A 509-nucleotide genomic window follows, 5' to 3' on the forward strand; every position below is an offset into this window, starting at 1 on the left:
TTTTTCACCAACTCTGACTGATGATAGGCGGCACCATCAAGCACTAGGTGAACTTTTTGCTCCAACGGATAATGCTCCTTTTTGAGCTTCCAGAAGAAGCGAACAATGCTCTCGCTGTTTATCGTGTCATACGTGTCTGTCACCGTTGCGCCAATATTTTGAAGCGGTAACGCACCGATAATATTAAGACGAGTTCGACTGCCTGTTGTCTCAATCACTTTGTCTTGGCCTTTACGTATCCAGCCAGAACTGAGTTTTGTTGACTGCGTAGGATGAACGGCATCCATGAACAGCACTGGGTCTTCGCTGCTTTTTAGCGTCTCGTTGTAGTATTCGATAAAGGCTTGCTGCATCTCTGGATTAAACTTGTGCGGTACACCTTTCGGCTTCTTATATGAAAAGCCGTGATGATGTAGCCATTTGTTCATGCCTGCAACGGTATAGCGAATACCAAACTCGGCTTTCACATAAGCGACTATTTGATGGGTATGAAAGTACGTCTTCTCAGA

Annotated in this window: 1 protein-coding gene; it reads right to left on the reverse strand. The window is 45.0% G+C overall.

Features of this window, described 5'->3' with window-relative positions; translation table 11 throughout:
• Window positions 1-509: IS630 family transposase (locus tag R7040_RS30195; protein ID WP_318098155.1), on the reverse strand; the 509-nt coding region annotated here is incomplete at both ends.

It is taken from the genome of Vibrio sp. 1069, from assembly GCF_033340555.1.